Below are 19,630 nucleotides of genomic sequence, written 5' to 3'. Positions count from 1 at the left end.
CCTCCGAAATCGGTCAGCAAGGACGACAAGAAGGCGCTCGAGAACCTCGAACGCGACCTCAAGCACGTCGTCTTCGGCCAGGACGAGGCAATTCATCGCCTCTCGACCGCGATGAAGCTGAGCCGCGCAGGCCTGCGCGATCCGGACAAGCCGATCGGCTCGTTCCTGTTCTCCGGCCCGACCGGCGTCGGCAAGACCGAAGTCGCGCGCCAGCTCGCCAGCATCATGGGCATCGAACTGAAGCGCTTCGACATGTCCGAATACATGGAGCGTCACAGCGTTTCGCGTCTGATCGGTGCGCCTCCGGGCTATGTCGGATACGACCAGGGCGGCCTCCTCACCGATGCCATCGACCAGAACCCGCATTGCGTGTTGCTGCTCGACGAAATCGAGAAGGCGCATCCCGACCTCTTCAACATCCTGCTGCAGGTGATGGATAACGGCCGCCTGACCGACCATCACGGCAAGACGGTCGACTTCCGTAATGTGGTGCTCATCATGACCACCAATGCGGGCGCGTCGGACATGGCCAAGCAGGGCATCGGTTTCGGCGACGTGTCGAAGGAAGATGCGAGCGAGGAAGCGGTGAAGCGCATGTTCACCCCCGAATTCCGCAACCGCCTCGATGCGATCGTGCCCTTCGGCTACCTCGGCAAGAGCACCGTTGCCCGCGTCGTCGACAAGTTCATCCTCCAGCTGGAACTGCAGCTGGCCGAACAGAATGTCGACATCCAGTTCGACGATGCGGCCAAGGCATGGCTCGGCGACAAGGGCTATGATCGGTTGTACGGCGCGCGCCCGATGGGCCGCCTGATCCAGGAGAAGATCAAGCAGCCGCTGGCCGAGGAACTGCTGTTTGGCAAGCTGGCCGATGGTGGCGAAGTCAATGTCAGCCTCAAGAATGGCAAGCCGCACTTCGAACTCACCCCCGCTCCGCCGAAAGCGAAGAAGGGCTCCGGGCGCAAGAAAGCCGCACCGAAGAAGAAGGCCGATGGCGATGGCGCACAGGCGAGCGCGGACAAGGACAGCGAGGGCTGATCCTTTCATCGCTGGCGCAAGGCGCTCGAATATGATTGAACCTCCCCGGTCCGTATCGGGGAGGTTTTTTCATGCGCAGTTCTGTTCTTGCAATCGCTCTGGCCCTTGGTCTCGCGGCACCCGCCGCAGCGCAGACCGGGACGGGCGAAAAGGCCACGCCTGCGCCTCTGGCTGCGCGCACGGCCGATAGCGGGCTGCCACTCACGCCCGCGCAAAAAGCCACCGCGCTGCCCCATCTCGACCTGCGGCTGAAGGTCGACCCGGAAAGCAAGAGCATCGAAGGCGAGGCGATTTACACGATCGAGGCATTGTCGGCGCTCGACCGGTTCGAAGTCGACCTCGATCCGCGTTTCACGATTTCCTCGGTAAGCGTGGATGGTTCGGCTGCCGCGTGGGAGAGCGATTCAGGTCAGGTGTCCATCCCGCTTGGCAAGACGCTTGCGGCCGGCGAAACCGCCCGGGTCTCGCTCAGCTGGAATGGCAAGCCCCATGTTGCGCTTCGCGCGCCGTGGCAGGGTGGTTTCGTGTGGGACGAGACCGAGGATGGCAGGCCGTGGGTCGCCACCGCGGTGCAGATGAACGGGTGCGACCTGTTCTGGCCCTGCATCGACTACCCGACCAAGGAGATCGAGCGGCTCGACAGCGCCATCACCGTGCCCGAAGGGCTGGTCGCGGCGGGCAACGGGACATCGGCGGGCAGCGAGACGGCAGATGGGTGGACCACGTGGCGCTGGACCACGCGCAATCCCAATACCTATGCCATCGCGCTGAATATCGCGCCCTACGGACTGGTCGAAGACAGTTACGAAAGCCGGTTCGGCAATACGATCCCGATGGCTTTCTGGCACCTGCCCGGCAATGGCGAAGAGGCGAAAACACTGTTGCAGGAGGTGAAAACCTACCTCGATTTCTTCGAAGAGGTGATCGGGCCCTTTCCCTTCGGCGACGAGAAGGTCGGGCTGGCAGAGACGCCGCATCTCGGCATGGAGCACCAGACGATCAACGCCTACGGAGCCAAGTTCAGGCCCTCTGCGCTGGGGTATGACGGGCTCGCGCAGCATGAATTCGCGCACGAATGGTTCGCCAACCAGCTGACCAACACCGCGCCCAACCATATGTGGCTGCACGAAGGGCTCGGCAGCTACATGCAGCCGCTGTTCCAGCAGTGGCGCGATGGCGAAGCGGCCTACCTGGCGGCCATCGTGTCGCAGCGCGCAGGCGTCCTGAGCAAGAGCCCGGTGGTACCCGCCGAGCCGATCTCGCTCTCCCACTATCTCGATGCCGAGGCCGGGTGGGGCCGCGACATCTATTCCAAGGGCAGCCAGATCACCCACACGCTGCGCAGCGTCATGGGGGACGAGGCTTTCTTCCGCGCGATCCGCCGCCTTGTTTATGGCCGGATCGATCCACAGCCCGGCAACTTCGTGCCCCAGTTCGCCAGTACGGACGATTTCGAGAGGATCGCCGAGGAAGAAAGCGGCCGCGACCTGGGCTGGTTCTTCGATGCCTACCTGCGGCAATCCGCTTTGCCCCGCCTGATCGAGCAGCGGGACGGTAGCAGCCTGGCGCTGCAGTGGCAGACCGATGGCGGCACGGCCTTTCCCATGCCGCTCGACATCAAGGTGGGCGACCGAGTGATGGTCGCCGCCATGGAGGATGGCAGCGCAACCGTGGACCTGGGATCGGAAGATGCTCACTACGTGATCGACCCGATGGCGAAGGTGCTGCGCCACAATCCGCATATCGAACGCTGGCAGGCATGGGTGGCCGAACAGGAAGCGCTCGAGAAGGCCAAGGCAGAAGCAGCAGCGAAGGCCGAAGCGGAGGCAGAGACCGCCGGGGACGACTAGGCCGGAACCGACTGGCGCGCAGGCCGGTTCTTCCCGGAGTGAGCGCGCCTTTCTCCTGGATCCAGCCCTACCCGCACGGCATCCACGTGGTGCCCGCCGATGCGTGGGTCGATCCATCGCGTGCCGTCGATTGCGCGCTCGTCACTCACGGCCATGCAGACCATGCGCGCGGCGGCCACGGGCGCACCATTGCCACGCCTGAGACCTTGGCGATCATGGAACTGCGCTACCGCACCGGGGCGGCGGACGACGCGGGCGAAATCCCGCACAAGGCAGTACCGGTGCAGTACGGGGAAAGCATCGCGCTATCCGGCGGCGTGACGGCAACCTATGTCCCCGCGGGCCACGTGCTCGGCAGCGCGCAGATATTGCTGGAGCATGCGGGCGAGCGGATCGTCGTCACCGGCGATTACAAGCGCCGCCCGGACCCGACCTGCCCGCCCTTCGAAGTGACGCCATGCGACATCTTCATCACCGAAGCGACCTTCGGCCTGCCGCTGTTCACCCACCCGCCCATCGAAGGCGAAATCGCCAAGCTGACCGAGCGGCTGGCCGCGTATCCCGATGCATGCGTGCTGGTGGGCGCCTATGCGCTGGGCAAGGCGCAGCGGGTGATCGCGGAATTGCGCGCTGCGGGCCATACGGACCCGATCTACCTCCACGGCGCGATGGAGCGCATGTGCCGGTTATACGAGGATCACGGTGTCGACCTGGGCGAGCTGCGGCTGGTCGCCGACGCCACGAAGGACGAGATGCGCGGGCACGTGATTGTCAGCCCGCCATCGGCCCTGAATGATCGCTGGAGTCGCCGCCTGCCCGATCCGATCACCGCCATGGCGTCAGGCTGGATGCGCGTGCGCCAGCGCGCCCGCCAGCGCAATGTGGAACTGCCGCTGGTGATTTCCGACCATGCCGACTGGGGGGAGCTGACCGACACGATTCGGCAGGTGAACCCGCAGGAAACCTGGATCACCCACGGGCGCGAGGAAGCGCTGCTTCGCTGGTGCCAGCTGCACCAGCGCCCCGCCCGTGCGCTCGCCATGGTTGGTTACGAGGATGAGGATGACTAGCGTCTCCCCACCCTCGCATTGGCCGTCAGCCTATCGCGGCAAGACCTTCGGCGATCTTCGTCAGCGCGTCTTCGGTGATCGCGCCCTGGGAGAACGGCTGGACCGCCTTCAGGCTCATCGACTTGAACTGGCCGTAGGCGGGATGCTCATCGAGGCCGGGCAGCTGCTCGAGCACGACTGCGCGCGCGGCATCATCGGCCATCAGCGCTTCGATCGGGCTCTCGATCGTCAGCGCCTGCGCCGCATGATCGGCATGGTCGTCCATCGCCAGCGCGGCAACGGGCGCAAACAGCAGCGGCAGGGCAAGCAGGGCAGTCTTCATGGCAATATCTCCCGTCGATTGGTGCACTCTTGGTGTCGGCGCGGACAATTGCACACATCCCACCATACGCAAGCGCGCATCGACTAATGCATGATTTCGCCCGCCTGATCGACGCGCTGGTCTATACGCGCAGCCGGAACGAAAAACTGCGGCTGATCGGTGAATACCTGCGCTCCACGCCCGATCCCGACCGCGGCTGGGCGCTCGCCGCGCTAAGCGACGGGCTCGACTTCCCAGCCGTCAAATCCTCCACCATCCGCAATATCCTGAAAGACCGCGTCGACCCCGTCCTGTGGACGCTAAGCCGCGATTTCGTGGGCGACACGGCAGAGACCGCCAGCCTGTTATGGCCCGCTCCCGAAGCGCCGCCTTCGCCCCCCAGCGTAAGCGAAACGGTCGACCTGCTGCGCAGCATGACGCGCAAATCGGTGCTGACAGAGCTGCCCGAACTGCTCGACCGGCTCGACGTGTCGGGCCGCTATGCGCTGCTGAAGCTCGCCACCGGCGCCATGCGGATCGGTGTGTCGGCGCGGCTCGCCAAGGTCGCCTTTGCGCAGGCCTTCGATGTGCCGGTCGAGGATGTGGAGGAATACTGGCACGGCCTCACGCCGCCCTACCCCGAACTCTTCGCCTGGGCCGCCGAGGGTGCGGACCCGCCCGACCTCACCGACGTGCCGCTGTTCAAGCCGTTCATGCTCGCACACCCACTGGAAGACCTGGTCGTCAGCCTCGACGATTATGTCGCCGAATGGAAGTGGGACGGTATTCGCGTGCAGTTGGTCAATGCTGGCGGAGAGACCCGAGTCTATTCGCGCGGGGGCGACGACATCTCGCACACGTTCCCCGAAATGCTGCCCGCGCTGGACTTCCCCGCGATCCTCGATGGCGAACTGCTGGTCCAAGGTAACACGCAGGGCGGTGAAGCGGGCGGCGCGGCCAGTTTCAATGCACTCCAGCAGCGGCTCGGCCGCAAGACCGTCAGCAAGAAGATGCTGGCCGAAAGCCCCGCCTTCGTGCGCGTCTACGATGTGCTCTCGCTCGATGGCGAGAACCTGCGCAACAAGCCGTGGAGCGAACGGCGCGCCATCCTCGAAAAGCTGATGGCACGCCTGCCAGCCGAGCGCTTCGACCTCAGCCAGATCGTCGAGGCGCGCGATTTCGAGCATCTGGCGCAGATCCGCGAAGGCGCGCGCGACGATGCCATCGAAGGGCTGATGCTCAAGCTTCGCGACAGCCCCTACGTGCCGGGCCGCAGGACTGGCCTATGGTACAAATGGAAGCGCGACCCGCTGCTGATCGATTGCGTGCTGATGTATGCGCAGCGCGGCAGCGGCAAACGTTCCAGCTTCTATTCGGACTACACCTTCGGCTGCTGGGATGGAGACCCGGATGCCGGCGCCGAACTGCTGCCGGTAGGCAAGGCCTATTCGGGCTTCACCGATGCGGAACTCAAGAAGATCGACCGGCATGTGCGCCAGAATACGGTCAACCGCTTCGGCCCGGTGCGCGAGACCGATAAGAGCCTGGTGTTGGAAGTCGCGTTCGATTCCGTCCATGCCAGCAAGCGCCACAAGAGCGGCCTCGCCATGCGCTTTCCGCGCATCCACCGCATCCGCTGGGACAAGCCGCCGCACGAGGCAGACCGGATCGAGAGTCTACGCGCCCTCATCCGCGACTAGTCCTCTCTCCCGGCCGTTTTCACCTTCGCCCGAGCCTCGATGAGTTGCAGGACTTCCTCGTCCCCTTGCTGTTCGTCAGTCGGCGCGAACAGCGCTTTCCCTCGCGGATCTGTGCCCTCCGGAGCCGGAACGAGATAGTAGACCGCCAGCGATCGACGCGTTTCGTCTTCCGGGCAGACGAGGGGCGGCAGCAGGCCATGCCAGCTGTCTTGCGTGGTATCGAACAGCACCGCCCGATTGAAGCGCGGTACAATCTCCTTCACCAGCTTACCGGGCGCTTTCCTGTCGGGCTTCTGCTGCCACAGCCCCAGATGCCCGCCCCAGGAATCCTGCCACTTACTGTTGAGATAGACGATGAGGTTGAGCTTGCGCTGCATGCCAAGCTTGGGATGGGTACTGTAGTCCAGGTGGGTGTTTAGTCTCCCGTCACGGCTGTGGATGTGCCATCCGCCGCCATGCAGGCCCGGGTCCGGAGTGAGGCCGGGTATGGAAAGCTGCTGCGACAGCAGGGCCATGAACTCAGTCGAGTGGAGCCAGCTGAAGGCCTGGTAAGTATGCTTGGGGAACAGGTTCCACAGATTACATACCTTCTTTACCTTGATGGCATTGCTGTATTGATGCCAGAGGGGATCATCGAAAGCCGGAAATTCTGCTTCCAGCTTTTCTGCCCATTCATCGACAAGAAAGTTGTCGATCACGACGTGATCGAACGGAGCCTGCCCTCCGAATTCAGTCAAAGCCTCGCGGACATGGTCTGAGATAATCACGTTAGTCCCTTGCGGATTAGCTTATTGATTTTTCAACATTACATTCCAGGCAGGGATGGCAAGGGCGTAGAGTGATGGCGCGGCACCATTTTCCGGCGGTGCGCGATGTGCGCCATCCGATCTGCGGCTGACACTGCGATCCGCGCAAAGCGCGACTGGGCGCTTCACCTTGCCCGCACCGTTTTATAACGACAGGCCATGCAACGCTTCTCTCCCACACAGCGCCGCTTCGCCTATGCCGTCGCCGCGCTCGCCGGATTTGTCGACGTCACCGGCTTTCTCCAGCTCGACGGCTATTTCGTATCCTTCATGACCGGGAATACCACGCTGCTGGCGCGCGATCTCGCGGGCGGGATGGCGCGCGTCGCAGTGCCCGCGCTGCTGATCGCCGGGTTCGTGATCGGCGTGACCATAGGAACGATGCTGGGCGATCGCTGGCCTGCCAGGCGCAAGCCTGTCGTCACCGGTCTCGTCGCCGGAGCGCTGATCTGCGCCGCGCTCGCCCGGATTTTCGACCTGAGCGAGATGTCGCTCGGCCTGCTGGTGATGGCGATGGGCGCGCTCAACACTGTGCTGAGCGCCAATCGCAAGAATCCTGTGGGGCTCACCTATATGACCGGGGCACTGGTGCGAACGGGGCAATTGCTCGCCGACCGGATCGGAGGAGACCGGAGCGCCAATCCGCTACCCTTCGCGCTATTGTGGGCCAGCCTGCTGGCCGGCGCCGTGTGCGGAGCCTTTGTCGGTCTCGGCTGGGGCGCGGCGTCGCTATGGCTCGCAAGCGCCATCGCGTTGAGCCTTTGCGCTGCCAGCATGCGCATGGTCGACCGCCGGGCCTAAAGCGAAACGCGCAGCACTTTCTCGCGCGAAGTTGCGCCGCGCAACAATGTGCAACGCGATTTCGGAATGCCGAGGGCCTTGGCTACAAGCGCTTCGACCGCGGTATTGGCGGCCCCGTCCTGCGGCTTGGCGCGCACTTTCACCTGTACGCCGCCATCAACGATAATGAGCGATTCGGTCCGCGCGCCCGGTGTTACGCGCACGCGCAGCTCGTCGCCGGTCACGAATGCGTGCAAGGCCTTGGCATCGGGGAGGTCAGGCTTGGCGCGAGCCATTTGGTCCTGTCCTACAGATGACGTGCCGTGGCATGGCAAAGGCGCTCTTTCGCATCGTCGTCTCGCACCCTCTCATACCGTTTCAGGACCGGGTGGTTTTTCGCCTTTAGACACTGTGTCAGGTGTGTCAGGCCTCACTCGTTCTCCGCCACGGCCTGCGCATGGTGCTTCGCGTTTTCGGCATAATGCGCCACGCCCAGTTGCATGCCCGCAACCGCCGCATCGTTGAGATCGCGCAGCTTCTTCGCCGGACGCCCAGCCCACAACTCACGCTCTCCCATCGCCTTGTTCTCGGTCAACATGGCGCCCGCCGCCAGCATGGCCTCGCTGGCAATCACCGCATTGTTCATCGCGATGGCACCCAGTCCCACGAAGCCGCGATCGTGGATCGTGCAGCCATGCACCATCGCCATGTGGCCGATCAGCACGTCGTCGCCGATCGTCAGCGGGCAGCCGTCGGGATATTGCGGCGAAGGGCCGTCGCAATGCAGCACGCTGCCATCCTGCACATTGGTCCGCTCCCCGATCACGATGCGGCTGACATCGGCGCGCAGCACGCAGTTGTACCAGATGGAACTGCCTGCCCCGATGGTGACATCGCCCACGATGACCGTACCCGGCGCGATGAATGCGGTCTCGTGAATCTGCGGCGTCTTGCCGTGGATCGGGATCAGGCGCACTCCGGGGCGTGCAGCTGGATCGAATTTCGTCATCATTACTCTCCGAGAATCGTGTCCCAGGCTAACAGGGGAAGGATCGAAGCGAAATCGTCGGTCCACACAGGGCGATGCGGCCTGCCCAGCTCCACCCAGTCCACCTCGGGATAGGCCTGGAGCAGCTTGGCCATCGGCACCCCGTCGCTCGATATCGCGATCCAGAAGCTGGCCGATACACCGTTTTCGGGGTCTGCCGGGTCGTCGCGCATCAGCCCGATCCATCCATTCTCCATCGCATGTGCTGCGATCACCGGTCGCAGGTCGACATAGCGGTTGGAGATATGGATCAGCATCAGCCCGTCCGGCTTCAGCGCGCGGCCATAGGTGTGCATCGCTTCGCGGGTCAGCAGGTGGAGCGGGATCGCATCCGAACTGAAGGCGTCCACTGCCAGGATGTCGTATTGCTGCGCGGGTTCGGATTCCAGCACCAGCCGCGCATCGCCCATGTGGATTTGCGCGTCCGGCGCGCAATCCTTCAGATAGGAGAATACGCCCGTTTCCGAGTAGCCGACCACCGTCCGGTCGATTTCGTAGAAGCTGTAGTCCTGCCCCGGTTCGCGATAGCAGGCGAGCGTGCCGGTGCCGAGCCCGATCAGCCCGATATCGGCATCCTCGCCGTAGATGTCGCCTGCTGCCGAAAGCGCCAGCCCGACGCCCGAGGTCGGCCCGTAATAGCTGGTCGGCGCACGGCTGCGGCCGGGCTCGAGGTACTGGCGGCCGTGGATCGTCGTCCCGTGGAGGAGCGTGCGGGTCGGCGGGTCGGCATAGTCGCGGACGGTGTACACGCCGAAATAGCTGCGATCCCGGATGCCGTCGGCGCTGTCCTCTATCGTGGTCCACCCTCCGCGTGCCAGCATCAGGACCAGGAGGATTGCCAGGAAGGTCCACCGGCTGCCGAGGGCGAGCACGCCGAGGGCGGCAATCGCGATCAGAAGGGCATGCACGGTCAGGTCCTGCGCATTGTCGAGCGCGGCATCCATCCACACGCCCAGCGCTACGGCGCCGGCCACCAGCGCCAGCCGCGCGAACAGCCTGCCCCGCGCATCGAGGCCGAGCCGCTCCATCCACGGGATCAACGGGTTTTGTGGTAGCAGGGCCCCGGCAGCGAGCACCAGCAGCGGATGCTCCCACACCCAGTCGAAAACCAATGGAGCGATAATCGCAGCAAACAGCCCGCCCAGCGCCCCGCCCGCGCTCATCACGAGATAGAACAGCGTCAGGCGCGCAGGGCTCGGCCGGTCGGCATAGAGGCGGCGGTGCAGCGCCGTCGCCACCACGAACAGCATCAGGACCGCTGCCAGCGCGACCGAGAATCCGTCCGCACCGCGGCTGACCATCGCCATCGCGCCTGCCAGCAGCAGGATCGTGGGCGCCGTTCGCGCAAGCGTGAAGCCCAGCGCACTGTGCGCGTTGAACGCAAACACGAAACTCAGGAGGTATAGCCCCAGTGGCAGGACCCACAGCAGCGGCATCGCGACAATGTCCGTAGTGAGATGCGTCGTCGTGGACAGCATCAGGCCCGAAGGCACGGCAGACAGCGCGAGCCAGAAAGCAATGCGGCGCCATCCGATGGGCTCGTCACTGGCAGCATTGTTGACCGTCTCGGCAACGGCATCGGGCGCGCGCCAGCGGCTCCATGCGAGCAGCGCCATGCAGGCGATCAGCACGCCGTAACCCGCCGCCCACAGAGTGCTCTGACCGGCCAGTGGCAGGTTGGGTTCGAGCAGCAGCGGGTAGCTTAGTAGTCCGGCGAAGCTGCCAACATTCGATGCTGCGTATAGCCAGTAGGGGTCGCCCGCATCGGGATCGGCGGCGTACCAGCGCTGGATCAACGGGGCCTGCGCCGCGACCACGAAGAAGGGTGCGCCGATCGTCGCAACCAGCAGCAGCGGGACCCAGAACACCTCGTACCCGCTCGGGCGCGGAACCTCTGCCAGCGCGATAGGCAGGAACAGGAGCGCCAGCGCCATCAGTGCGAGATGGACCAGCGCCTGCCGGCGAAACGCTAGTCGCGACAGCAGGTGCGCATAGGCATATCCGCCCAGCAGCAACGCCTGGTAGACCAACATCGCGCTGTTCCAGACGTTGGGCGCGCCGCCCAGCTGGGGCAGCGCCAGCCGGGCAACCAGCGGCTGGACAAGGAACAGCAGGAAGCTGCCCAGCAGGATTGTCGCCACGAATAGCGGGCGTGCCGGAATGCTCACCGCTGGCTGTCCCACGCCTCGCGCGTGATCGAATAGAGGATTGTGGGATTGTCTTCGGGAGAAAAGCGCGGGTCGTCGAAATCCAGATCCTCGCGCCGTTCCATGCCGAGCTTCTCCATCAGGCGCCAGCTGGCCTGGTTTCGGCCAGAGGTAAGCGCGACGACATGCGGCGCATCATGGGTGAGGAAAGCCCATTCGAGGACGGCTGAGACCGCTTCCCTTGCATATCCGCGCCGCCAGCGGTCGTCGCGTATGATCCAGCCGATCTCGAAATCGCCCTGGTTCTTCGCATTCTCATGATCGACGCGCTTCAACCCGCAATGGCCGACCAGTTCCCCCGTCTCCCGCTCGATCACGAACAGGAAGCTGAACCCTTCGCGCTCGTACAGGTCCATCGCCTTCGCATGCTTCTGGGCGATGACGTCCAGCTCCATCGGCCCGCCAAGATGCTCCATGATCGCAGGCGAGTTGAGCATGCGGAATTGCAGTTCGGCATCGCCGGGCTGGAGCGGACGCAGCAGCAGCCGGTCGGTCTGGAGGATCGGATCAGTCATTGCGGGCGTGCCATGCCTCTGAGTCAATCGAATAGACAATGATGGTGGGGTCTTCGGGGTCGAAGTCCGCGTTCGGGAAGTCGAGGTCCTCGCGGCGCCTCATGCCAAGCCGCCGCATCAGCCCCCAGCTTGCCTCGTTGCGCGCGACGGTCAACGCGACAATCTCGTCCGCGCCAAACCGTTCGAATGCGAGATCGAGCGAGGCGATAGCTGCCTCCCTGGCGTATCCCTGCCCCCACGCATCTTCGCGCAAGCGCCAGCCGACCTCCATCGTCCCGAGCGGCCCGCCTTGCTGGTTGCATCGTTTCAAGCCGCAAAAGCCGAGGATTGCGCCGTCGGACTTACGCTCCAGCGCCCAGAAAGTATGGCCATGATCGCGCTTGTAGGACAGCAGACGTTCCTGCGCCGCCTCCCGCTGGGCATCGTCCGCGACCCCGCCCAGCCAACGCATGACCGCAGGCGTATTGGTCGCCTCCCAGAACAGCGGCCAATCCTCCTGGCGCCAGTCGCGCAGGATCAGGCGCGCCGTTTCGTGGCGAAATTCAGCCATGCAGGACGCGCGCGGCAAAGGGCGCATAGTAAGTCAGGATACCGGCGCACCCGGCGCGCTTGAACGCCAGCAGCTTTTCCATGACCAGCGCCTCGCGATCGCCTACGCCTGCCGCGACTCCCGCCTCGACCAAGGCAAATTCGCCGCTGACCTGGTAGGCGAACACTGGCACATCGAATCGGTCGTGGGCCATGCGTATAATGTCGAGATAGGCGAGGCCCGGCTTCACCATCACGCTGTCCGCGCCTTCTGCGATATCCATTGCAATCTCGCGCATGGCCTCGTCGCTGTTGGCGGGGTCGAGCTGGTAAGTGCGCTTGTCGCCCTTCAGCCGGTCGCCCGATCCCACCGCATCGCGGAATGGGCCATAGAAGGCCGAAGCATATTTGGCCGCGTAGCTCATGATCTGGACATTGGCGTGCCCGCCCTCTTCCAGCGCCTGTCGAATGGCGCCGACGCGCCCGTCCATCATATCCGACGGAGCGATGATATCGGCTCCGGCCTGCGCCTGGTTGAGCGCCTGCCTGACCAGCGCATCCAGCGTGATGTCGTTGGCGACGTAGCCGCTATCGTCCAGCAATCCGTCGTGCCCGTGGCTGGTATAGGGATCGAGCGCGACGTCGCACATGATCCCGATCGCGTCACCGTATCGCTCCCGGATCGCGCGAACCGCACGGCAGGTGAGATTGTCGGGACTCCACGCCTCTTCCGCCGCATCGCTGCGCCGGTCGGCGGGCGTGTTGGGGAACAGGGCGATACAGGGAATGCCCAGCTCGATCGCTTCGCCGACCCGTTCCAGCAAAAGATCGACCGACCATCGGCTGACGCCCGGAAGGCTGGCGACGGGCTGTTCAGCCCCCTCGCCATCGATCACGAACAGGGGCCAGATCAGGTCGGCCGGAGCAAGGACATTCTCGCGATGGAGCCGGCGGCTCCAGTCATGCGTACGCGTCCGGCGCAGCCGCGTGGAGGGAAAGCTGGGATGCATGGAGGCGAGGTGTGGCGCATGGCCACGGCCCTCGCAAGCAAATTAGCCGCCGCGGCGGTGCCGCGCGACGAGAGCCACCCGGTCGATCTCTCGTACGGGCTCTTCCACTACCGGCCTCGTTGGATTCATGTCTTCCAAGGCGGCGCCAGCATCGACATTTTTCAAGGCATCGAGCGTCGCCCGGAAGCGCTGCAGATCGGCGCCGCTCAAGGCTGCGCGCTTGACATAGCGCACGCTCAGCGGGTCGACATGGCGGCCACCGCGATACATCTCGAAATGCAGGTGCGGGCCGGTCGAAAGCCCGGTCGATCCCACGTACCCGATAACCTGTCCGCGCTTCACATATTGTCCGCGCGAAACGGCCATCCGGCTCATGTGGCATGCGCGTGTCGCGAGATTGCCCTCGTGCTGGATGCGCACCGCATTGCCGCAGCCGCCTGCGCGTCCTGCCGAGGTAACGCGGCCATCCGCGACAGCGACGATCGGCGTGCCATAGCGCGCGCGGTAATCGACGCCCGCGTGCATCCGCTTGTAACGCAGGATCGGGTGGCGACGCATGCCGTAGCGCGATCCGATGGGCCCGGGCACAGGAGCGAGCAGGCCCGAACGCTGTTCGCCCATGCCCGAAGCTTCGAAGAACTGCCCGTCATCGCCCCAGCGCATCAGCTGGATCGGCTTGCCATCCTCCCGCTCGACCCCGGCAAACAGCAGGCGCCCGGCCTGACGTTCGCCGGTCGCCGCACGGCGATAGGAAACAATCATGTCGAAGGTGTCGCCGGGCTGGATTGCCCGATCGAGATCCTCGTGGTCTCCCAGCGCCTTGAGGTAGGACTGGATGGCGCTGGCAGGCGCACCCGCTGCGCGAGCCGACCGGTAGAGGCTGCTGCCGACGGTACCGCGCACGCGCAATGGCGTTTCGTCGACCTCGATCGGTTCGCGGATCAAGGCGAGATTTCCGTTCGCGTCGCGCGACACTGCCAGCGACAGGTCGAACCGGGCGCGAAAGCGCATTTCATCTAGCGGACGCTGCGCGCCAGTTTCCGAACGACGGCCAAGGGTAACGTCGATCTGCGTGCCCGGCTCGATCTCGTCGAGCGCAATGGCCTGAGCCACAAGTTCGGCAGCGCGAGCCGCGTCGGCAGCGCCGACACCCTGGCGCGAAAGCACGCGCGCAAGGCTGTCGCTGCGACCGAAGGTGGCGGTCATGTCCAGTTGCGGGCGTTCGGGCGCATTGGCCAGCGGGCGGACCAGCGCACTCGCGGCCATGCGATTGCCGGTATCGCCCCCCAGCGCGAGCGGCTGGATCGTCTGGCTGCGAAACTCGTCGCGCGCCTGATCGGTCAGGCGCAGTGCGGGCGCCGCCTCGACGGGCGAGAAATCCGGCCAGAAGGCGAGCGCGACAGCGGTGAGCGAGAGGAAAGTGGCAGTCCCGCGAAACCAGCGCAGGCTACCGATATTCTCTGCAAGGTCGGGGGCGAGATCGGCATGTTCGAGCTTTGCGGCACCTGCGCGGGCGGCGTCCTGGGTCGTCTTCGCGAACGCGCGCAGGCGCGCGAAACGCCCGCCGGAAGGCTTGCCGACCGGCGCGCGAAACTCTGCCGGAGTATCGTCTTCGAAATGGTCAACCAGTGGCGATGCGCTGTCGGTTTCCAGCGCTGCATCCACCGTCTGCTCGGTGTAAGTCAGGTCCCGTCTCCGATAGTCTCGTTTCGCCGCGCGCGATCCCGGCCTTCGTCATACAGGCTTTATGGGCAGCGGCGCTTATCGGTTGAGCGGTCTGTGTGCCACTTCATTCTTAATCGGCGTTTAATCCAGTCGCAGGTTTGCTGAACAGCATCGACGATCCGGGCTTAAACTGCGGTGAAGCGGCACCTGCGGTTGCGGCGATGCCGGATGCTTGCCACATGAGGCCTTGCGATGTCCCCTTCTGCGATAAAGGCCGTCCTGGGCCCGACCAATACCGGCAAGACGCACTTGGCGATCGAGCGGATGTGCGCCCATTCGAGCGGCGCGATCGGTTTCCCGCTGCGGCTGCTGGCGCGCGAGGTGTACGACCGGGTGGTCGCGATCAAGGGCGAGAAGGCCGTCGCGCTGATCACCGGGGAAGAGCGGATCGAGCCGCCGGACGCCCGCTATTTCCTGTGTACGGCGGAGGCCATGCCGCATGATGGCGGCGGGCATGCGTTCGTTGCGGTCGACGAGGTACAATTGGCCGCGGACCGCGAGCGTGGACATGTCTTTACCGACCGGCTGCTGAATGCGCGCGGGCGGGAAGAGACGATGCTGCTCGGCTCGTCCACCGCCGCGCCGGTTATCAAGTCGCTGATCCCGCATGTAGAGTTGGTTGAACGCCCGCGTTTCTCCGTCCTCACCCACGCGGGTTCGAAGAAACTCTCGCGCCTGCCCAAGCGGAGCGCCGTGGTCGCCTTCTCGTCCGAGCAGGTTTACGCGATTGCCGAGATGCTGCGGCGTCATCGCGGCGGTGCGGCAGTGGTGATGGGTGCGCTGAGCCCAGAGACGCGCAACAAGCAGGTCGCGCTGTTCCAGAATGGCGAGGTCGACTACATCGTCGCGACCGACGCGATTGGCATGGGCCTCAATCTCGATGTCACGCACGTCGCCTTCGCCAGCCTCGCCAAATTCGACGGCGTCAAACGGCGGCGGCTGACTCCGGCAGAGATGGCCCAGATCGCGGGCCGTGCGGGGCGGCACCATCGCGATGGCAGTTTCGGAGTATTGCTGGGCGCGGGAGGCCAGGATGCCGAATTCACCGAGGAAGAAATCTACGCGATCGAGGAGCATCGCTTCCAGCCGCTGACGAAGCTCTACTGGCGCGAAGCGGAGCCGCGCTTCGATTCGCTCGGCACACTGATTGCGGACCTTTCTGCCAAGCCCGGAGAGCGCGAGCTTGCGCCGGCCCCCGAAGCGATCGACCTCGCCGTGCTGCGCAAGCTGGCCGAACAGCCCTTCGCGCAGGCGATACGCGGGCCGGGCAATGTCCGACGCTTCTGGGAAGCGTGTTCGCTGCCCGATTTCCGGCAGTCGGGCGTCGACACGCATGCGCGCTTCGTCACGAGGCTGTGGCAGGACCTGCGCGAAGGCTATATCGGCGCGGATTACGTCGCTGCGCGGATTGCCGAACTCGATACGGTGCGCGGCGATATTGCCGTGCTACAGGGGCGGATAGCCGCGATCCGATCCTGGGCCTATATCTGCCAGCGGCCCGACTGGGTGCTCGCGCGGGATGAGATGGCCGCACGCGCCCGTGCGGTCGAAGCCCGCCTGTCGGACGCGCTGCATGCCCGCCTGACCGAGCGATTCGTGAACCGAAGGACGTCCGTTTTAATGAAGCATCTTGGCAATGACCCCGCGCTGCTCCCGATCTCGCTCGAAGACGACGGCACGCTGCTGGTCGAGGATCAGGCCATCGGCAAGCTGGAGGGTTTCCGCTTCGCCATCGATCCGCATGCGGCAGTGGGCGACCGCAAGATGCTGCTCTCGGCGGGTGAAAAGGCGCTGCCGCGCATTCTGGCGACGCAAGCCGAAAAGCTGCGCGAGAACAATCTGGAGGGCCTGTCCTTGGAAGGAGGCCGGGTCATGTGGGGCACGCAGGAGATCGCGCGCCTCGAACATCCCGTGGATCCTGCAGAGCCCCGCCTGAAACCCGCGCGAGAGCTGGACCGGCTGCCCGATGGCGCACGCGAGGCGTTTCTCAGTGCTATTCAGGCCAAGGTGACGGAATGGCTCGCGCCGCTGGAGCCGCTGCGCAAGCTGCAGCTCGCCTCGAAAAGCGAAGATGCCACCTCGTGGGCGCGGGCACTCCTGCTCAACCTGCTCGACGGGCACGGAATCGTCACGCGCGAAGGCGCGGGAATAGAGAACCTGCCCAAGGAAGCGCGCCCGTTTCTGCGCAAGGTCGGCGTGGTGTTCGGCGCGCTCGACATTTTTGCCCCGGCACTGCTCAAGCCCGCACCGCGCCTCGCGATGCAACAGGCAGGGATCGACACCCGCCCGATCGACGATGCCATGCGATCGGTCATCCCCGCCGCCAAGCCGTTTCCTGCGGGATACCGCCCGGCGGGCGAACAGTTGGTCCGGGTCGATATCGCCGAAAAACTGTTCAAACAGGCGCATGAAGCGCGGGCAAAGGCAGGCGGCGGCAAGAAGGGGCGCGGTGCGCACTTCGTGCTCGACACCGCGCTGGCGGTCTCTACCGGCCTGACGCTCGACAGCATCAAGCGCCTGCTGGGGGCGGCGGGCTTTCGCATGGTCGAAGGCAAGCAAGTGCCGGAAGGCGCTTTCGGGCCCTCACTCCCGGATCGGTGGCGTTGGCTGCCGTCGCGCAAGCAAAGTGGCGAGCGACGCCATGACACGAGGGGGCAGCACCGCAAGGGACGCGGCAAGCCATCGGACAAGCAACGCGGAACGAAGGGCCAAGTTAAGGACCGCAAGAGCCACGCACCCGCCAAACCGCGCGAACCCCGGCCCGAGAATGCCTTTGCTGCGTTGAAAGACATGCTCTCATGAAGCGGAACGTGCGCGGGTGAGGCTCGACCTTGCGCTGTGCCGCTTGCGTTTCGTGCGCACCCGAAGTGCGGCACGCACGCTGATCGAAGGCGGTCACCTGCGGGTCAATGGGACACGCATCGATTGGGTTTCGCGCGATGTGGGGATCGGAGATATCCTCACCATTCCGCTGCGCAACGGCGTGGTCGTGGCGCGGATCGATGCCTTGCCGGACCGGCGCGGACCACCCGCCGAAGCGCAAAGCTGCTACAGTCTGCTTGACCGCGCAGGTGCCGAGCCACTAGCAGCACCGCGAGATACCACCGGCGCGCAAGGAACCCGCCCATGACTTACGTCGTCACCGACGCATGCATCAAATGCAAATACACCGATTGCGTCGAAGTTTGTCCGGTCGATTGCTTCTACGAAGGCGAGAACATGCTGGTGATCAACCCCAGCGAATGCATCGATTGCGGCGTATGCGAGCCCGAGTGCCCGGCCGAGGCAATCCTTCCCGATACAGAAGACGGGCTGGAGAAGTGGCTGGAGCTCAACACCAAATTCTCCAACGAATGGCCCAACATCACGCAGAAGAAGGATCCGCCGGACGACGCGGACGAGCATAAGGACGAAGAGGGCAAGTTCGAAAAGTTCTTCAGCGCGGAACCGGGCGAAGGGGACTGAGTCGATCCCCTAGGAAGGGGACGCGATGTTCAAGACTTTTGCCAGGACCTGGCGCGGCGCAAGCCAGGACTATGCCGGCCTCGTCGCTGCCGGGATTTCCTATTACGCCTTCCTTGCGATGGTCCCCATGCTGGCCGTGATCGCCCTGCTTTATGGCTTGGTCGCGAGCCCGGAAACGGTCGCACGCGACATAGAGCTTGCAGGCCGCGCCCTGCCGCCCGCTGCCGCTTCGCTGGTGGCCGATCAGCTGATTTCGGTGACAGAGGCCAATGACGGAATGAAAGGCCTCGGCCTGCTCTTCGCTTTCGGATTTGCCCTGTTCGGTGCCCGCAATGCAGCGGGCGCGATGATCGCCGGGCTCAACGTGATCTTCAACGTCGAGGAAACGCGAAGCTTCCTGAAAAGCAACGGCATGGCGCTGGCGGTCACACTGGGTGCGGTCGTCGGCCTCGCGCTTGCGGGCGGCGCGATCACACTCGCAGCCACACTGCCGAGCGAGGTGGCACCATTTGCCAGCTACGGACTGATGTTTTTCTTCGCAACGATCGGCGCCGGCTTTCTCTATCGCGTTGCGCCCAACCATATTGCGCCCAGCTGGGGCGCCGTGTTGCCCGGCGCGATCTTGTTCGCACTGATCTGGGTCGGCGCGACCGCGATCTTCGGCGCATATGTTTCGCAGATCAACGATTACAACGCGACATACGGCTCGCTAGCAGCGGTCGTTATCCTGCTGACCTGGTTCTATCTGAGCGCCTACGTGCTGCTGCTGGGCGGAGAATTCGTCCAGGCACGGTTCGAGCGTGACTGATGTGTCGCATTTGTTTCAGCGACTCGCAATATTCGCAAGAACCTGCTATATAGTCGGCTCCGCCGCGGTGGATGCCGCGTCGGCCTATGGAAGTTGAAAGGCAGGTTCCCCCAGCACCACAACGCAATCGGATTTTCGCCCCTGCGCGGGCGGCGGTCCGCTTTTGTGCCCGGTGCACGCCCCTGCCTTCGAATGAAAGGAATTTTCATGGCAGCCAAGGCTCTCGCCTTCGATGTCGGCGAGTATGTCGTTTACCCCAAGCATGGTGTCGGCCGCGTGGTCGAACTGCAGAGCGAAGAAATCGCCGGAATGCAGCTCGAACTCTACGTCCTGCGCTTCGAGAAGGAACGCATGACCCTGCGCGTCCCGGTCAACAAGGTTGAATCGATCGGCATGCGCAAGCTTTCCAGCGACAAGACGCTGAAGGAAGCGATGGAAACGCTGAAGGGCAAGCCCAAGGTCAAGCGGACCATGTGGAGCCGCCGCGCGCAGGAATACGAAGCGAAGATCAACTCGGGCGACCTGGTGTCGATTGCCGAAGTGACTCGTGACCTCTTCCGCCCCGACGATCAGCCCGAACAGAGCTATTCCGAACGGCAGATCTTCGAAGCCGCATCCAGCCGCCTCGCACGTGAGCTGGCAGCGATGGAAAAGACCGACGAGCCTGCTGCGCTCGAAAAGATTCTCGATGTGCTCCGCGAACACGCACCGCAATATTACGAGAACACCGAAGACGCCTGATCGACGGGCGTTGCATGGCAACCGACGAGGGCCGCTCC

Annotated in this window: 19 protein-coding genes; 10 read left to right on the top strand and 9 right to left on the bottom strand. The window is 64.4% G+C overall.

The window, feature by feature from the left end; translation table 11 throughout:
• From ACEQXE_RS10245 to ACEQXE_RS10235, 3 genes are all read left to right on the top strand, one after another.
• Positions 1-1,038, top strand: a 1,038-nt coding sequence (locus ACEQXE_RS10245; protein WP_370179043.1) for an AAA family ATPase, incomplete at its 5' end; no start/stop codon positions are given.
• A gap of 71 nt (positions 1,039-1,109) precedes the next feature.
• Positions 1,110-2,888, top strand: a complete 1,779-nt coding sequence (locus tag ACEQXE_RS10240) for a M1 family metallopeptidase (protein WP_370179040.1) — start codon at positions 1,110-1,112, stop codon at positions 2,886-2,888.
• 38 nt (positions 2,889-2,926) lie between these two features.
• Positions 2,927-3,958 (top strand): ligase-associated DNA damage response exonuclease, encoded by a 1,032-nt coding sequence (locus tag ACEQXE_RS10235; RefSeq protein ID WP_370179037.1) that lies wholly within the window; start codon positions 2,927-2,929, stop codon positions 3,956-3,958.
• Positions 3,959-3,983: 25 nt separating this feature from the next.
• Here ACEQXE_RS10235 and ACEQXE_RS10230 read toward each other — a convergent pair whose 3' ends face one another.
• Positions 3,984-4,280, bottom strand: a complete 297-nt coding sequence (locus tag ACEQXE_RS10230) for a hypothetical protein (RefSeq protein ID WP_370179034.1) — start codon at positions 4,278-4,280, stop codon at positions 3,984-3,986.
• A gap of 86 nt (positions 4,281-4,366) precedes the next feature.
• Between ACEQXE_RS10230 and ACEQXE_RS10225 the strand changes: the two genes are divergently transcribed.
• The gene (locus ACEQXE_RS10225) at positions 4,367-5,959 is read left to right on the top strand and encodes a cisplatin damage response ATP-dependent DNA ligase (RefSeq protein WP_370179031.1); all 1,593 of its coding nucleotides are present in this window, start codon (positions 4,367-4,369) and stop codon (positions 5,957-5,959) included.
• Here the strand turns inward: ACEQXE_RS10225 and ACEQXE_RS10220 are convergent.
• Positions 5,956-6,726, bottom strand: a complete 771-nt coding sequence (locus ACEQXE_RS10220) for a 2OG-Fe(II) oxygenase (protein ID WP_370179028.1) — start codon at positions 6,724-6,726, stop codon at positions 5,956-5,958. The genes ACEQXE_RS10225 and ACEQXE_RS10220 overlap by 4 nt on opposite strands.
• A gap of 198 nt (positions 6,727-6,924) precedes the next feature.
• Between ACEQXE_RS10220 and ACEQXE_RS10215 the strand changes: the two genes are divergently transcribed.
• Positions 6,925-7,566: a YoaK family protein gene (locus ACEQXE_RS10215; protein ID WP_370179026.1), complete on the top strand. Its 642-nt coding sequence runs from the start codon at positions 6,925-6,927 to the stop codon at positions 7,564-7,566.
• On the opposite strand, the gene ACEQXE_RS10210 is transcribed toward ACEQXE_RS10215, so the two are convergent.
• The 7 genes from ACEQXE_RS10210 to ACEQXE_RS10180 all read right to left on the bottom strand — a co-directional run bounded on the left by ACEQXE_RS10210 (position 7,563) and on the right by ACEQXE_RS10180 (position 14,518).
• Positions 7,563-7,841 carry a DUF167 domain-containing protein gene (locus ACEQXE_RS10210; protein WP_370179023.1) on the bottom strand — a complete coding sequence of 93 codons (279 nt, stop codon included), beginning with the start codon at positions 7,839-7,841 and terminating at the stop codon, positions 7,563-7,565. The genes ACEQXE_RS10215 and ACEQXE_RS10210 overlap by 4 nt on opposite strands.
• A 134-nt stretch (positions 7,842-7,975) precedes the next feature.
• Positions 7,976-8,557 (bottom strand): gamma carbonic anhydrase family protein, encoded by a 582-nt coding sequence (locus ACEQXE_RS10205; protein WP_370179020.1) that lies wholly within the window; start codon positions 8,555-8,557, stop codon positions 7,976-7,978.
• Complete coding sequence (locus ACEQXE_RS10200; RefSeq protein ID WP_370179019.1) at positions 8,557-10,761, bottom strand: fused MFS/spermidine synthase; 2,205 nt, start codon at positions 10,759-10,761, stop codon at positions 8,557-8,559. The genes ACEQXE_RS10205 and ACEQXE_RS10200 overlap by 1 nt, the downstream gene beginning before the upstream one ends.
• Positions 10,758-11,315, bottom strand: a complete 558-nt coding sequence (locus tag ACEQXE_RS10195; protein WP_370179017.1) for a GNAT family N-acetyltransferase — start codon at positions 11,313-11,315, stop codon at positions 10,758-10,760. The genes ACEQXE_RS10200 and ACEQXE_RS10195 overlap by 4 nt, the downstream gene beginning before the upstream one ends.
• Positions 11,308-11,865 (bottom strand): GNAT family N-acetyltransferase, encoded by a 558-nt coding sequence (locus ACEQXE_RS10190; protein WP_370179015.1) that lies wholly within the window; start codon positions 11,863-11,865, stop codon positions 11,308-11,310. The genes ACEQXE_RS10195 and ACEQXE_RS10190 overlap by 8 nt, the downstream gene beginning before the upstream one ends.
• Entirely contained in the window at positions 11,858-12,853 is a 996-nt protein-coding gene (hemB, locus tag ACEQXE_RS10185; protein ID WP_370179013.1) for a porphobilinogen synthase, read from the bottom strand. Before hemB ends, ACEQXE_RS10190 begins: the two co-directional genes overlap by 8 nt.
• A gap of 42 nt (positions 12,854-12,895) precedes the next feature.
• Positions 12,896-14,518, bottom strand: a complete 1,623-nt coding sequence (locus ACEQXE_RS10180) for a M23 family metallopeptidase (RefSeq protein ID WP_370179011.1) — start codon at positions 14,516-14,518, stop codon at positions 12,896-12,898.
• Between the two features lie 252 nt (positions 14,519-14,770).
• On the opposite strand from ACEQXE_RS10180, the gene ACEQXE_RS10175 reads away from it, so the two are divergent.
• From ACEQXE_RS10175 to ACEQXE_RS10155, 5 genes are all read left to right on the top strand, one after another.
• Positions 14,771-17,380, top strand: coding sequence for a helicase-related protein (locus ACEQXE_RS10175; protein WP_370179010.1), 2,610 nt, complete (start codon positions 14,771-14,773; stop codon positions 17,378-17,380).
• 16 nt (positions 17,381-17,396) lie between these two features.
• Complete coding sequence (locus ACEQXE_RS10170) at positions 17,397-17,708, top strand: RNA-binding S4 domain-containing protein (RefSeq protein WP_370179009.1); 312 nt, start codon at positions 17,397-17,399, stop codon at positions 17,706-17,708.
• Positions 17,705-18,043 (top strand): ferredoxin FdxA, encoded by a 339-nt coding sequence (gene fdxA, locus ACEQXE_RS10165; protein ID WP_370179007.1) that lies wholly within the window; start codon positions 17,705-17,707, stop codon positions 18,041-18,043. The genes ACEQXE_RS10170 and fdxA overlap by 4 nt, the downstream gene beginning before the upstream one ends.
• A 25-nt stretch (positions 18,044-18,068) precedes the next feature.
• Positions 18,069-18,851: a YihY/virulence factor BrkB family protein gene (locus ACEQXE_RS10160; RefSeq protein ID WP_370179006.1), complete on the top strand. Its 783-nt coding sequence runs from the start codon at positions 18,069-18,071 to the stop codon at positions 18,849-18,851.
• Between the two features lie 207 nt (positions 18,852-19,058).
• The gene (locus ACEQXE_RS10155; RefSeq protein WP_370179004.1) at positions 19,059-19,592 is read left to right on the top strand and encodes a CarD family transcriptional regulator; all 534 of its coding nucleotides are present in this window, start codon (positions 19,059-19,061) and stop codon (positions 19,590-19,592) included.
• The last annotated feature ends 38 nt before the right edge of the window (positions 19,593-19,630 follow it).

Origin of the sequence: Alteriqipengyuania sp. (assembly GCF_964222115.1) — a bacterium.
Classification (GTDB): Bacteria; Pseudomonadota; Alphaproteobacteria; order Sphingomonadales; family Sphingomonadaceae; genus Alteriqipengyuania.
The sequence above is the reverse complement of the archived record's forward strand: the minus strand, read 5'-3'. Positions and strand labels throughout refer to the sequence as shown.

Coding starts and splice junctions, on each gene's coding strand:
- ACEQXE_RS10210 (WP_370179023.1), bottom strand. CDS start 7,841: ATGGCTCGCGCCAAGCCTGACCTCCCCGATGCCAAGGCCTTGCACGCA.
- ACEQXE_RS10175 (WP_370179010.1), top strand. CDS start 14,771: ATGTCCCCTTCTGCGATAAAGGCCGTCCTGGGCCCGACCAATACCGGC.
- ACEQXE_RS10240 (WP_370179040.1), top strand. CDS start 1,110: ATGCGCAGTTCTGTTCTTGCAATCGCTCTGGCCCTTGGTCTCGCGGCA.
- ACEQXE_RS10155 (WP_370179004.1), top strand. CDS start 19,059: ATGGCAGCCAAGGCTCTCGCCTTCGATGTCGGCGAGTATGTCGTTTAC.
- ACEQXE_RS10195 (WP_370179017.1), bottom strand. CDS start 11,315: ATGACTGATCCGATCCTCCAGACCGACCGGCTGCTGCTGCGTCCGCTC.
- hemB (WP_370179013.1), bottom strand. CDS start 12,853: ATGCATCCCAGCTTTCCCTCCACGCGGCTGCGCCGGACGCGTACGCAT.
- fdxA (WP_370179007.1), top strand. CDS start 17,705: ATGACTTACGTCGTCACCGACGCATGCATCAAATGCAAATACACCGAT.
- ACEQXE_RS10225 (WP_370179031.1), top strand. CDS start 4,367: ATGCATGATTTCGCCCGCCTGATCGACGCGCTGGTCTATACGCGCAGC.
- ACEQXE_RS10160 (WP_370179006.1), top strand. CDS start 18,069: ATGTTCAAGACTTTTGCCAGGACCTGGCGCGGCGCAAGCCAGGACTAT.
- ACEQXE_RS10215 (WP_370179026.1), top strand. CDS start 6,925: ATGCAACGCTTCTCTCCCACACAGCGCCGCTTCGCCTATGCCGTCGCC.
- ACEQXE_RS10205 (WP_370179020.1), bottom strand. CDS start 8,557: ATGATGACGAAATTCGATCCAGCTGCACGCCCCGGAGTGCGCCTGATC.
- ACEQXE_RS10190 (WP_370179015.1), bottom strand. CDS start 11,865: ATGGCTGAATTTCGCCACGAAACGGCGCGCCTGATCCTGCGCGACTGG.
- ACEQXE_RS10230 (WP_370179034.1), bottom strand. CDS start 4,280: ATGAAGACTGCCCTGCTTGCCCTGCCGCTGCTGTTTGCGCCCGTTGCC.